This window comes from Pseudomonas reinekei, assembly GCF_001945365.1.
In the GTDB taxonomy this organism is placed as follows: domain Bacteria; phylum Pseudomonadota; class Gammaproteobacteria; order Pseudomonadales; family Pseudomonadaceae; genus Aquipseudomonas; species Aquipseudomonas reinekei.
This window is the reverse complement of sequence record NZ_MSTQ01000034.1, coordinates 1-13738: the sequence shown is the minus strand read 5'-3', so window position 1 is coordinate 13738 and position 13738 is coordinate 1. Positions and strand designations below refer to the sequence as shown.

Sequence of the window (13738 nt, the reverse complement as noted above, 5' to 3'; positions counted from 1 at the left end):
ACGGTCGTTGAAGTCCTCACGAGGATGATCGTTGAGGTCAAAGGCCAATCCCGGTTGCAGGCGCGCATCGTCGCCTTCCAGATGGGCCAGCTTGGCATCGTTGCGCAGGGCGGTCAGACGGGTTTTGGTAAAGGGCTTACCGGCAATATCGCGCTTGTAACGGCCGGGGTAGTCGTAGCGTTCATAGTCCTTGTGCTGGTTGTTCAGGTCCTGGTCGCCGGTGGCGGTGTGCTGCTGGTTGTAGCGCGGGTGGGTGAAAGTGTAATCGCGCTGCACTTGCACGGCGGTGCGCACTTGTTCGGTGTAGTGGAAGCGGTTCAACGCCGGTTCCGTGGCATCGCCACCGGCCATCGGCTGGTAGATCACCGGACAATCGGTGTGGGTGCCGATGGTGCCCAGGCCACCGACGCGGTCGGTGAGGACGAGGGTGTGGCCGTCGGCGCGGTGTTCGAAGGTGTAGAGCAGGCCTTCTTCGGCGGCGAGGCGGGCGATGAAGTCGAGGTCGGTTTCGCCGGCCTGTACGCAGTATTCGCGAGGTTGGTGCTCGAAGCAGATTTCGCTGCGGATGTCGGTCAGTTGATGCTCGGCGAGCACGCTGGTGATGATGTCGGGCACGGTCTGGGCCTGGAAGATGCGCCAGTTGGAGCGCAGGCCGAAGCGGGCCAGGGTCGGTTCGATCACGGCGGTGTAGCGGGTGCGGCGAAAGCCGGTGTCGCCCTGCGTGAACAGGCTGACCAGACCGTGGACGTAACGTACCGGAGTCTCGCCACGCCAGAGGGTGAATAGCCCCGCCAGATCGAGCACCTGATTGAAGTCGATAGCGGCGTTGTGGCTGGTCAGTTCCAGTTCGAGTTTGAAGGGCCGGGACAGGCCTTCTTCAAGCGTGAACGAAACCACTTCGAAGGGATCGCCCCGCAGCGGTTCGAAGGTGTAACGCAGGTCGCTTTGGCGGGGCATTATGGCTAATCCTTACTCTCACTGATAACGGCAGCGACCCTCTGATACAACTCCGGCTCCCAGCGCTGCGCCGTGGTATCACGCATCAGCCGCGCAACGCTGGCGTACAGATCGTCCGCCAGCCATGACAGGCCACGCGATGCCAGCAAGTCGGCGGCAATCACTGTGGCGTAGCAGCGCTGGCGCGGGGCGTCATGGGTGGCGTGCAGTTCTTGCAGGCGCAGCAGCACCACTTCCACGCCTTCGGTCTTGAGCTGGTTGGCCAATTCGTCGCGCAGGCCGGCGTACTCCTGTACCGGGCTGCCGGTGGTTTGCGCTTGATCGGCTCCGGTGATCCAGGCCTGGGTCTGCGTATCAACGAACGGCGTGCCGTCGCTGAAGCACAGCTCCAACAGCGCGGGCAGGCGGCAGACGAAACGCTCGCAGGTCTGGCGGATAGCAGCGGCCACTTCTTCCATCGCCAGGCGCGCGGCGACCTGGGCAGCCAGGTAACTGCCGCGCAGCCAGTACGGCGAGGCGCACACGCTTTTTTCGAGGCGCAGCAGCAGACTCGGGTCAGTGGCGTTGTGGTTCAGCGCGTCCTGGTAGCCATTCACGATATCCATGGGTACGGCGGTCAATTCAGTGCGACGGTCGCGGGTGATGGGAGGCGCAGTGCGTAGGTGCGACCACAGGCCGAAGCGGCGTAGTTGGTAGCCGGTGGGGTCGTAGGGGTCTTGCTGGTTGATCTGCTCCGCCATGTTCAACACGGCGCGGCGTTGTTCGCGCTCGTTGCCCGGCGCCTGCGCTTTTAGGCTGGTGAAAAACGCTGAATCCAGAAGGCTGCTAGAGGTGACTGCACGAGGGGGATCAGTCGCAACAACCGGCTCGCTGAATTTGCCCAACTGTCGATGCAATGCCTCCAACGGGGCAGGATCGAGCTTGGCGTCTTCCACGCATCGTTTCAGGTTAGCCAGAGCCAACTCCGCAGCCGCTTGGTAAGTCGGGGTAAAGCTAGTGCGGTCCAGGGACGGCAACACCTGCCCCAGGTTCTCCAAAAGGCGCTGCACCTGTTTACGCTTGTTCAGATAGCCCGTCGGGCCGGGCTTCGGGTAGGCACTGTCCCAATACAATTCGACCATACCGGCCACCAAACCCAGGGCATCCGCCCAGCGCTCCCATTGCCGGGTGCGCAGCCACACCACTTGCAGATGACCGAGGATGCGCCAGTGCTTGCATTGGGTGGCCAGGTATTGGCGGGAGGCTTCGTCGATATACGGCCAGTCGATGTCGCCTTCACGCAGGCCGCCGAGCTTGACCATTTCCTGGTCGATGGCCTGGTAGGTTTCGTCCTCCACATCGAAATGCCCGGCAGGTTGCTCGGGATCGATGGGTGTCAGCAGCAGTTTGACGGTGTCCGCCGGCACATCGATTACCAACGACATACTTGGCGCTCCTGTTCGATCAGCTCGCCCAGCCCTTGAGCGTCGAATACCAGGCCGTGCAGCCGGGGGTAGTCGCTTTCCAGCCGCAGACGCTGTCCGCCACCCATATTGCGCAACAAGGCAATGGCCTGCAGCCCGCGCCCGGCATCCACCACCAGACCGGCGTCGTCCAGCACCTGCCATTGATAGGCCTCGGACACCGGACGCTCATCCTTGAAAAGTCGGATGCGTATCTTGTTGGGCTTCGCCGGCTCATCCAGCACCAGTTGCAGGCGCGAGATTTTCGATTCGCAACTGATGGCCAGGTAAGGCCGAGGCGGTAGCGCGCCCAACGCCGGCGCTGAGATCACCAGCCGCTGTTGCTGGTCGTTGTCCGGCTCAGGGAACGACGACAACAGGAAACGCTGATCCTCGGGGGGGCGCTTGACCTCATTGCGTTGGACCAGATCGACAATCGGCAGCACCCGACCCAAGGCGCGTGGCGACGCAGGTGGCTGATGAATGGGCGTGCCGGCAGCCAGATCAAAACATTCCAGGCGCTTTAGGGGCGAGACGATGGCCGGGCAATCCTGTGTCGCTGCCTGCGCCTCCATTACGACCATAGCCGTCAAGCAGAGCCCCCATTTCCATCCTCGCCATCCGTTGCGCATCAACGCCTCCTGATATGCCTCGTCAAAATCCAGACCTGATACTTTTCAACTTTGAAACTAACGTGGCTTAGACCGAAAGTTAAATTAGTTAACTTGCAAAGCTTCACCTGCGCTCAATTGATAGGCAAGTAAAAGACGAGCAAGACTGGATAAAACATGAATAAAAAGAGGAATCCTTCAGATACATCCACAGTAGATGTAGGAAATTTAGAAGCATTTATCGCGATGACTTTTTCCTACATCCGATACCCACGAATAGCGTCCACATCGTCCTACAAGACAAACTTTGCAACAGCTGGTTCTAATACGCCGACCTCATGAAAAGGATGTTCCCATGTCGAAAGTTCAGGGTTCTGTCGCCCCCAAAGAACGCATCAACATCAAGTACGTCCCGGCTACGGGCGATCAACAAGCAGAAATAGAGCTGCCCCTGAAACTGTTGATTACTGGCGACTTCAAAGGCCACGGCGAACTGACCGCCCTTGAAGACCGGCAGTCCGTTCGAATAGATAAAGACACTTTCAATGAAGTACTAACCAAAGCCGAAGTTACCTTGGACATGGCGGTCCCGTCTGTTTTGAACAATGATCAAGACACCGACTTGAACGTGCAACTTCAATTCAAAAACATCAATGACTTCGGCCCCGACGCGGTCGCCCGCCAAGTGCCGGAATTGAATAAGTTACTGGAACTTCGAGAAACCTTGGTTGCGCTCAAAGGCCCGATGGGCAATGTCCCGACCTTTCGCAAACACCTGCAAAACCTGCTGACCGATGAAACCACCCGTCAACGCCTGGCCAGCGAACTGAACCTGGTGCTCGACGCGCCCAACAACTGACTTGAACGCCCTTATCAACGGAGTACTCCCCATGCCTATGGAAAGCGCCGCCGCCCAAGTGTTGGTGACTGACGAACAGACGTCGCTGCTTGATCAACTGCTGGCCAACACCACCATGCGCCCGTCTCAGGAAGGCTACGCGGTAGCTCGCCAAGGCGTGGCTGCGTTCATCAGTGAGATCCTGCAAAGCGGCGATCATCAGCAGCCGGTCAACAAACACCGGGTTGACCAGATGATTGCCGAGATTGATCGCGCCCTGAGCAAACAGATGGACGTGATCCTGCATCAGCCCCAGTTCCAGCAACTGGAGTCGTCGTGGCGCGGCCTGAAACTGCTGGTGGACCGCACGGATTTTCGCGAGAACATCAAGCTGGAAATGCTGCATGTCACCAAAGAAGAGCTACTGGACGACTTCGACAATGCCGGCGACATCACCCGCAGCGGTTTGTATAAGCACGTCTACACCGCCGGCTACGGCCAGTTTGGTGGTGAGCCCGTTGGCGCCATCGTCGGCAACTACACCTTTGGCCCCAGTTCTCCAGACATCAAGTTGCTCAGCTATGTGGCCTCCATCGGTGCCATGTCCCATGCACCGTTTGTCTCGGCGGCTGGCCCAGAATTGTTCAATCTGGAAGGTTTCCAAAGCCTGCCCGACCTCAAGGAAATCAGCGACATTTTTGACGGCCCACGCCACACCAAATGGCGCAGCCTGCGTGAATCCGAAGATGCCCGCCATCTGGCCCTGACCCTGCCGCGTTTCCTGCTGCGCACGCCGTACAGCACTGACGACAACTCTACCCGCAGCTTCGGCTATGACGAAACCGTTGACGGCAACCACGACAGTTACCTGTGGGGCAACACCGCGTTCCTGATGGCTTCGCGGATCACCGACAGCTTCGCCCGCTACCGCTGGTGTCCGAACATCATTGGCCCGCAATCCGGTGGCGCGGTGGATGATTTGCCGGTGCATTTGTACGAGTCCCTCGGCCAGTTGCAGGCCAAGATTCCTACCGAAGTACTGATTTCCGATCGCAAGGAGTTCGAGCTGGCTGAAGCCGGGTTCATCCCGCTGACCATGCGTAAAGACAGCGACAACGCGGCGTTCTTCTCGGCGAATTCGGTGCAAAAACCGAAAAACTTCCCCAAGACCCGCGAAGGCCAGGAAGCCCAGACCAACTACAAGCTCGGCACCCAGTTGCCGTACCTGTTTATCGTCAACCGTCTTGCCCACTACATCAAAGTGCTGCAACGCGAACAGATCGGCAGCTGGAAGGAGCGACAGGATCTGGAGCGCGAGCTGAACACCTGGCTCAAGCAGTACATCGCCGACCAGGAGAACCCTTCCTCCGATGTACGCAGCCGCCGCCCCTTGCGTGCCGCGCAAATCGTCGTACAGGACGTTGCCGGCGATCCGGGCTGGTACCAGGTGTCGTTAGCAGTACGCCCGCACTTCAAGTACATGGGCGCCAACTTCGAGATCTCGCTGGTCGGTCGGCTGGACACCGAATAAGTGGCCGCCAGCCTGTTCGAACGCCTGGAACCCGACGCACCGCGCTACCGCCCAGGCAACGTCGATGAACAGGCGCGCCAGCGCGTCGAGGCGATCAAGCGCCACCTGGAGCAAGTGCTCAACTCACGCCAGGGCTGCTCGCAAAGCAGCCCTGAACTGGGCCTGCGCGACTTCAACGGCGTCACCCAGGCCAGCAGCGATCTGGTAGTGGCCATCAGCGCCGATATCCGGCGCTCGGTGGAAGCGTTTGAACCGCGTATCAAGGTCACGGGCGTGCGTTATCAGCCAGACCCGGACCTGCCGCTGGAGCTGAACTTTCGCCTGGATTGCCAGGTGCAGGTCAACCACAAGGAAGAACAGGTGCAGATCGAGGTGGCCATGCACGGCCGCGACGGCTACACCCGCGTGAGATGAGGATGCGATGGACTTGAAACAACGCTTTGCCGAAGAGTTGCGCTATCTGCGCGAACTCGGCCGTGAGTTTGCCGAGGACAACCCGCAACTGGCGCAATTTCTCGGCGATCAGGCCGGCGACCCGGACGTGGAGCGGTTGCTGGAGGGCTTTGCCTTTCTCACCGCCAAGCTGGGGATGAAGATCGACGACGATTTGCCGGAGCTGACCCATTCGCTGTTGCAGATGCTCTGGCCCAACTACCTGCGGCCGTTGCCCAGTGCGACCATCATCCGTTTTACACCATTGGTCAATGCGATCAGTCAGCGCCAGTTGATTCCCAAGGGCACGCCGTTGTTTGCCAAACAGGTAGATGGCATCTCCTGCCAGTTTCGCACCAGCACCGACGTCAACTTGTACCCGCTGGCCTTGCAGGAAGTCAGCGACGCCCACAGCCGCGAGGCCTCGGTGATGCGCATCGACCTCAAGGTGCTGACGGAACAGCCGCTTACCAGCATGGCCTGCGATCAGCTGGATTTTTATCTGGGTGGCGATAACGTAACCGCCATGACGCTGTACCTGTGGCTCGCCCATTACCTGGACAGCGTCACGCTGCACATCGAGAAGCAAAGCTATCGCCTGTCAGCCAAGGCCATTGCCTTTCCCGGTTTCACTGCCGACGAAGCCCTTCTGCCCTACCCGCGCAATGTGTTCGATGGCTACCGAATCCTGCAGGAATATTTTGTGTTCCCGCAGCGCTTTCACTTTTTCAGCCTGACCCAGCTGGCGCGTGTCTGGCCAGAAGTCAGCGCCACCAGCCTGCGTTTCGAATTCCTGTTCAGCCGGCCCATGCCGCCCGATATTCGTCTGCGCACCAGCGACCTGCACCTGTACTGCGCGCCGGCAGTCAACCTGTTCCGCCATGATGCCAACCCTATCGCGCTGGACGGGCGCAGCCTGCAGCGGCGTATCAGCCCAAGCGGCAACCGCCACGAAGCCTACGAGATATTCAGCATCGACAAGGTGACCGGTTGGGATGCTGCCGACAAGGAGCGCAAGGGCGATCCGTTGCGGCACTTTACTCCATTCGAATCGTTCCAGCATGAGATCGAACATGCGCGAGGCCGCACGGCACTGTATTTCCGTACGCATATTGAAGAGTCCCATGGCCGCGAGGGCTTGCGTCATCGCATCGCTTTCGTGCGCGGCGATGAAAGCCTGTACATCGGTGACCATGAAGCAGCGTCCATCGAGTTGACCTGCAGCAATCGTGATCTACCGCAGTTGCTGGGCGTAGGGGATGTATCGCTGTCCACCGAAGTCACGCCGTCGTTTGCCACCTACACCAATCTGATCGCACCGACACGAAGCTACCGGCCGGTGCTTGACAGCAGCCTGCACTGGACGCTGATTTCCAACCTGTCGCTGAACTACCTGTCGCTGCTGTCGGCCGAGCCGCTCAAGGCGGTGATCCGCGCCTATGACTTTGCCGCCTTGCACGATCTGCAACAGGCCCGTGCCACCCGCAAACGCCTCAACGGCATCCGCGAGGCCGTGACCACGCCCATCGACTGGCTGATGAAAGGCCAGCCGGTGCGCGGCCTGCAAACCCGTTTGCAACTAGACCAGAACGCCTTTCTCTGCGAGGGCGAGTTGTACCTGTTCGCCAGCGTGCTTTCGCACTTCTTCGCGCTGTACGCGAGCATCAATTCCTTCCATCGCCTGGAAGTGATCAACACCACCAACAAAGAGCGTTATGAATGGCCACTGTTGACCGGCAGACAACCCGTGATCTAGCCGATGTGCTGCTGGCCGACGCGCGGAACTATTCGTTTCACCGTTTGCTGGAGCATTTGCACGCCTTGCACGGCGATGACCTGGAAGCCCGGCCCTTGGCTTTCGCGGCGCGCCGTCGTGTGCGCTTGCAAAGCCATGCGGGATTGGGCTTTCCGGCCTCCGACATCGTCGCGGCGGCACGCATTGAGGAGGATCGCGAAGAAGTGCGTTATCGCTTGCAGACCAGCTTCTTTGGCCTGCACGGCACCGACTCGCCGCTGCCCGGTTATTACCTGGATCGCCTGGCTTACGAGCAGGCCCAGGAGCGCGGGATTCGCCCGGCGTTCATGGATTTTTTCAATCATCGCTTGCTGAGCCTGTTGCATCACAGTTGGCGTAAGTACCGCTACTACATTCGCTTTCAGGCTGAAGCCAGCGACCGCTTTTCGCGTTATGTGTTTTCCATGATTGGCCTGAATGACAACGACCTGCGTGGCGCAACGCCGCTGCCATGGGGGCGCCTGCTGAGTTTTGCCGGGTTGATTGCCAGCCGCAGTCGTTCGCCCTCGGTGGTGTCTGGCATTGTCGAGCATTGTTTCGATCTGCACGGCGTGTACATCCGTGAATTAGAGGTGCGGTCGGTGAGTTTACCGCAGCGCCAGCGCATGGCGTTGGGTAAGGCCAACGGTACCTTGGGCAGCGATTTTGTGGTGGGTGACCGCAGCAAGACCCGCGCCAGCAAGTTCACGCTGGTGATTCCCAATTTGACCCAGGCACGCTTTCGGCAGTTTTTGCCCAGCGGCGAGCAGTTCGGACGGTTGCGCCAGTTAATAGATTTTCTACTGCGCGACGTCACTGCTTACGACCTGGAATTGGGGCTGCGCGAAGAGGATGTGCCGCCCTTCAACCTCTTACGCGACAGCGGCACCCATTTGGGCTGGACCAGTTTCATCGAACATCAGGAACAACGTCATCCCGCCGTGGTGCGGATTCGGGGGCGCGCATGAAGTTGACGCTGGTCATCAACAATCCCGCCCAGTTGTTGCACGGGTATTTGCCCCTTCATCGGTTTGGCCCACAGGGCGGCAGCATCGGCAGTGCCGCGGCGGACTGGCGCCTGGAAGATCGCCACAACAGCGTGCAACCCAATCACTGTGAAATCAGAGTCGTCGAGGGGTGCTTCTGTGTGATCGACCGCAGTGGCCGCACCTACGCCAATGGTCATGATTTACCGTTGGGTCGCAATGTGGCGGTGAGCCTCAACGATGGCGACGTTTTGCAGATTGGTGCGTATCGGGTCGCGGTGCAGTTGGGTGAGCATGCCCCAGGGCAGCGTTCGCTGAATGAGTTGTTCAGCGGGCAGCCGGAAGGCATGCAAGCCTGGCACTTGGAGGATCTGCCGAGTGCTCCCCTGCCCGATCCGCGGCCTGCTATTTGCGCGGAGTTCGAACGCCTCTGCCAACCCGTGGATTTGACGGAGCAAGGCGACCCGCTGCGAGTACTGGAAGCAGCGCCACTCCCAAAACAGCCGCCTGAAGCTCGTCCAACGGTTGCAAAACGTCCCAGCACTCTGTTCAGTAATCTGCGCCTGGGCACCTTGCTGTTGGCCTGTCTGACCTTGGGCGGCTGCACCATGCTCGGCAAGATCGGCCAGGTGATCTGGACCCCGTCAATCCCGGTCGGCGGCCCCGACGACCAGCCTAGCCGCTACTCCCTGAGCCTGCACGCCAGCGACGACGTCAACCCACGACTGATCAGCACCGGCACTGCCCCGGATGAAGACGCGAGCCGTTCGCCCTACACCCTCAACGTGCAGGCAACCAGCCCGCAAGCCCTGACGGACAAAGTACAAACCCTGCTCAGTCACCTTTACGAAAGCGTGCCGGCCCAGTCGCCATTGAGCGAGGAGCCAGCAACCGTCGTGCCGATGTCGCCCATCGAAGACGCCCTGCTGGGTGACTACGACGCTCAGGGTGTGAGCCTGACCACTCCATGGGGAAATCCGGCACTGGCGCATGTTGCCACGCCCATCGCCCTCAAAGTCTTGCAGTTGACCGACGACTCACTGCTGTTCAACGCCAGCCCCCAGGCCATGGCTGAAGACCTGAAAAAGACCCTGGGCAGCACCTACATCCGCGCCGACGACTACCTGCTCAACCCAGGCCAATTCAAGTTCATCGAACTGCGCGCCCTGGATGAAGACACCCGCTTTATCGCGGTGATTGCCAACTACCACAACACCGATGTCGGCCAGTGGAAACAGCGCCTGCGCGTCGAGCCCAAGGGCCGCCAGTACGCCGTGCTGGTGCAGTTGGACGCCGCCCAGGTCAGCCTCAAAGAAGAAACCCGATGACGCCTTTTTCAGCCGCTTTTGCCCCGAGTAATCACCGATGAGTTCACGCAACCCCGTCATCTGGCATGAAGGTTTGTTCGTCAAACCCCAGCACTTCCAGCAACAGGCCCGCGCCGCCGAAGCTTCCGTGCATCAGCGCCTGCACAGCCTGAACGACGCGCTCTATGGCTTCAGCGAGCTGGCGTTGAACGACGAATACCTGAGCTTCGGCAAAATCGCCATCACCCGGGCACGCGGAATCATGCCCGATGGCAGCGTATTCGACATTCCTCATGATCTGGCACCGCCCTCCCCGCTGGAGATCGCTGACAGCAGCGCGGTCGGCCAGATCGTCTACCTGGCCCTGCCGTTGCGCTCCAACGGCGCTCTCGAAGTGCGCTGGCCCGACCAGTACGGCAACAGCCGCTACATCGCCCGCCGCGAGGAAATCCGCGACACCCACAGCGGTGATGGCGATCAGGTCGGCATGGACCTGGCCGTGCCCAACCTGCAACTGGTGCTCGAAAGCAGCGACCGCAGCGCCTTCACCGGCATCGCCATCGGCAGGATCAAAGACAAACGCCCGGATGGCAGCCTGGTGATGGATGAACACTTCTACCCCACCAGCCTGTCCCTGCAAGCGGTGCCGGCGTTGCATCGCTACCTGGGTGAAGTGGCCGGGTTGATGCGCGAACGCGCCAAGAACCTGGCCCAACGCATCGGCTCACCGGGGCAATCGGGGGTGGCGGATGTTACCGACTTCAACCTGCTGCAAACCCTCAACCGCTTGTTCCCGTTGTTCCAACACCTGGCCCGCCAGCGCCAGGTTCACCCGGAGCGGTTTTACATCGCACTGGCCCAGGCTTGCGGCGAGCTGGTGACTTTTACCGACGAAGGCCATTTGCCCCAGGAATACCCGGCCTACCAGCACGACAACCTGCGCGAGTCCTTCCAACTGCTGGAACACACCCTGCGCCGCGCCTTGGGCACCGTGCTGCAACCGCGTGCGGTGTCGCTGCCGATTGTCGTGCAGCAATACGGCATACGCAGCGCCGCATTGAATGACAAGCGCCTGCTGGACAACGCCGAATTCATCCTCGCCGTGCGCGCCGAACTGCCCGCTGAGACCCTGCGCCAGCAACTGCCCAAACAGGTCAAGATCAGCTCCACCGAAGGTCTGGAACAACTGGTCAGCCTGCAACTGCCGGGCATCCCACTGCTGCCGCTGCCGGTGGCGCCGCGGCACCTGCCGTTCCATGCCGGCTTCAGCTACTTCGAACTAGACCGCCATCACCCAGCGTGGCAAGGCCTGAGCAGCGGTAGCGGGTTCGGCTTCCATATCGCCGGTGAACTCCCGGAACTGGAGTTGCAGTTCTGGGCGATCAGGAGTGAGAGAGATGACTAAGGTCACACCAGATTCATGGCACCACGAGGAAGTCTCCGGCGCCATCGACTTTGCCGGCGAAACGATCACTGTCAACAGCCAAACACACTTGGCTGATCCTGAATTCGACATGCGCGGCCTGGCCTGGAACCCCCTTTGCGATGCCGCCACGCCGCTGATCGGTCTGGTAATCCGCCTACGCCGTCTGGACAAGCACGATGACGTGCCCGCGCTGTACTTGAGCGTCAGCAACCAGATCACCACGATCATGGAAGAGGTCAGCCAGCTCGACTACGACGCCGGCATGCTTAAGGCCTACTCCTACAGCCTGTGCCTGTTGTTGGACGAGGTGGTCATGAGCACCACCTGGGGCAGGCTCTCCAGTTGGAGCGCCCGCTCGTTGCTCAGCCAGTTCCATGGGGAAACCCAGGGCGGCGAAAAATTCTTCACCGTCATGAGCAACATGATTCCCGAAGCCGCCCGGTACCAGCATGTGCTGGAGTTCATGTACCAGTGCCTGATCTCCGGCCTCAAGGGCAAATACGGCGCCCATACCAAGGGCGATGACGAAATACAGAAGATCATCACCCAGCTGCACGCCCTGTTGCGTCCTTTGCGCGGCGAAACACCCAAGCACCTGACCGACCCCTTGGCCAACGTTGCGCCGCGCAATTACCGGATCAAGCGCGCATGGCCATTGTGGACGCCGTGGGCCCTGACCGCCGTCGTGCTGACGGTCGCCTACATGATCTACACGATCCGCCTGAACACCATCACCCAGCAGGTGCTGGTGTCGCTGGAGCGGGTGCTTCACCTGTAACCGATTTTCAGCGTGCTCATCCCGAGCGCCTGCAAAGCCATGGCCGTATCGGCCATAACCTTCGACCTAATGGGGTCGTTCACTTGATCGCGACAAGGAGCTTGTCATGCCAACACCCGCGTATATCAGCATCCACGGCAAAAACCAGGGCCATATCACCAAGGGCGCATTCACTGCTGACTCGGTGGGCAACGTCTATGTGGAAGGCCACGAAGACGAAATCCTCGCCCAGGAAATCGACCATCAGATCACCACGCCTACCGACCCGCAAAGTGGCCAGCCTTCCGGTCAACGCGTGCATAAACCGCTGATCTTCACCAGTGCCCTGAGCAAAGCCTCACCCATGCTCTACCAGGCCCTGGCCACCGGCGAAATGCTGCCGACCGTCGAGGTCAAATGGTTCCGCACTTCGGGGGATGGCAAGCAGGAGCACTTCTTCACCACCAAGCTCGAAGACGCCACTGTCGTCGAGATCCACACCGTGCTGCCCCACGCTCAGGACAGCGAAAACGCCAACTACACCCAGTTGATCAAGACCAGTCTGGCTTATCGCAAGGTCAGTTGGAGCCATGTGGTGGCCGGTACCGAAGCCTCGGACGACTGGCGTAAACCGGCTTAATCGCCAACCGACACGTTCCGCCGTACAGGTCGCTGCACGGCGGAATGTTCACTGACTTGTATTTATCACATGGAGGTTTCATGCCCCGTCAAAGCGACCTGCGCTACACCTTCGAACCGCTGCGGGGCGATCCCTTCGAAGTGGTTTCGTTCACCCTCGAAGAAGGTCTGTCTCAGCCCTTCAAACTTGAGCTGGAGCTGATCAGTCACCATCCCGCCATCGATTTTTACCGCATGCTCGACCTGGCTGCGGTATTCACTATTTGGCGCGACGACACCCCGGTGCGCTACGTTCACGGTTTGGTCAGCCTGTTCCAACAGGGCGACACCGGCTTTCGCCGCACCCGCTACACCGCCGTGGTCGAGCCGACATTGGCGCGTTTCAACCTGCGCTCCAACTGGCGCATCTTCCAGGCCCAGACCGTGCCCGACATCATCACCAGTGTGCTCACCGAGCAAAATCTGACCGACATCCGCAGCGAAATCTGCTTCGAGCACCAACCTCGCGAATACTGCGTTCAGGCCGGCGAAACCGACCTCGACTTCATCGCCCGCCTCGCCGCCGAAGAAGGCCTGCTCTACACCTTCGAGCACCGCGACGACGGCCACACCCTCGTCCTCACCGACCGCGTCAGCGGCCTGGGCACCATCGGCACCCACACCGATTGCCCGGTGATCTACCAGCCTATAGCCGGAGGCGACGCCACGGAGCCAGCACTGAGCCGCTTCCACTACACCGAGCAAGTGCGCACCGCCGTACAAGTACAACGCGACTACACCTTCACCCACCCGCGCTACAACCAGCAGCACACCGCCACCGGCGACCAGGACCTGAACAACCAGCACAAGGATTACGAACGCTACGACTACCCCGGCCGCTACAAGCGCGATATTGCCGGTAAGCCCTTTACCAAGACGCGCCTGGCCGCCCTGCGCAACGACGCCAAGCTGGCCCATGTGGAAGGTGACGATGAACGCCTGCAACCGGGGTTGGCGTTCGACCTCAACGATCATCCCCGTGAAGACTTCAACGACCGC

13 protein-coding genes are annotated in these 13738 nt (G+C 60.3%); 10 read left to right on the top strand and 3 right to left on the bottom strand.

The window, feature by feature from the left end:
- The 3 genes from tssI (BVK86_RS28625) to vasI all read right to left on the bottom strand — a co-directional run.
- On the bottom strand, positions 1–957 hold a 957-nt coding region (gene tssI, locus BVK86_RS28625; protein ID WP_139315817.1), incomplete at its 3' end, for a type VI secretion system tip protein TssI/VgrG.
- A 5-nt stretch (positions 958–962) separates the two neighbouring features.
- Entirely contained in the window at positions 963–2381 is a 1419-nt protein-coding gene (gene tssA, locus BVK86_RS28620) for a type VI secretion system protein TssA (protein ID WP_075949581.1), read from the bottom strand.
- On the bottom strand, positions 2369–2983 hold the full coding sequence (gene vasI, locus BVK86_RS28615) for a type VI secretion system-associated protein VasI (RefSeq protein WP_167371526.1): 615 nt from the start codon (positions 2981–2983) through the stop codon (positions 2369–2371). The genes tssA and vasI overlap by 13 nt, the downstream gene beginning before the upstream one ends.
- Positions 2984–3365: 382 nt before the next feature.
- Between vasI and tssB the strand changes: the two genes are divergently transcribed.
- The 10 genes from tssB to tssI (BVK86_RS28565) all read left to right on the top strand — a co-directional run.
- Positions 3366–3869, top strand: a complete 504-nt coding sequence (gene tssB, locus BVK86_RS28610) for a type VI secretion system contractile sheath small subunit (protein WP_075949579.1) — start codon at positions 3366–3368, stop codon at positions 3867–3869.
- Positions 3870–3906: 37 nt separating this feature from the next.
- Positions 3907–5379, top strand: coding sequence for a type VI secretion system contractile sheath large subunit (gene tssC, locus BVK86_RS28605; RefSeq protein WP_075949578.1), 1473 nt, complete (start codon positions 3907–3909; stop codon positions 5377–5379).
- A complete protein-coding gene (tssE, locus tag BVK86_RS28600; RefSeq protein ID WP_075949577.1) occupies positions 5380–5793 on the top strand; it encodes a type VI secretion system baseplate subunit TssE in 414 nt (137 codons plus the stop codon).
- Positions 5794–5800: 7 nt separating this feature from the next.
- A complete protein-coding gene (gene tssF / locus BVK86_RS28595; protein WP_075949576.1) occupies positions 5801–7567 on the top strand; it encodes a type VI secretion system baseplate subunit TssF in 1767 nt (588 codons plus the stop codon).
- A complete protein-coding gene (gene tssG, locus BVK86_RS28590; protein WP_075949575.1) occupies positions 7531–8553 on the top strand; it encodes a type VI secretion system baseplate subunit TssG in 1023 nt (340 codons plus the stop codon). Before tssF ends, tssG begins: the two co-directional genes overlap by 37 nt.
- The gene (gene tssJ / locus BVK86_RS28585) at positions 8550–9899 is read left to right on the top strand and encodes a type VI secretion system lipoprotein TssJ (RefSeq protein WP_075949574.1); all 1350 of its coding nucleotides are present in this window, start codon (positions 8550–8552) and stop codon (positions 9897–9899) included. Before tssG ends, tssJ begins: the two co-directional genes overlap by 4 nt.
- Before the next feature lie 37 nt (positions 9900–9936).
- Entirely contained in the window at positions 9937–11283 is a 1347-nt protein-coding gene (gene tssK, locus BVK86_RS28580) for a type VI secretion system baseplate subunit TssK (protein ID WP_075949573.1), read from the top strand.
- Positions 11276–12082: a type IVB secretion system protein IcmH/DotU gene (icmH, locus tag BVK86_RS28575; protein ID WP_075949572.1), complete on the top strand. Its 807-nt coding sequence runs from the start codon at positions 11276–11278 to the stop codon at positions 12080–12082. Before tssK ends, icmH begins: the two co-directional genes overlap by 8 nt.
- Before the next feature lie 106 nt (positions 12083–12188).
- Positions 12189–12701, top strand: coding sequence for an Hcp family type VI secretion system effector (locus BVK86_RS28570; RefSeq protein ID WP_075949571.1), 513 nt, complete (start codon positions 12189–12191; stop codon positions 12699–12701).
- Positions 12702–12781: 80 nt separating this feature from the next.
- On the top strand, positions 12782–13738 hold a 957-nt coding region (tssI, locus tag BVK86_RS28565), incomplete at its 3' end, for a type VI secretion system tip protein TssI/VgrG (protein WP_139315816.1).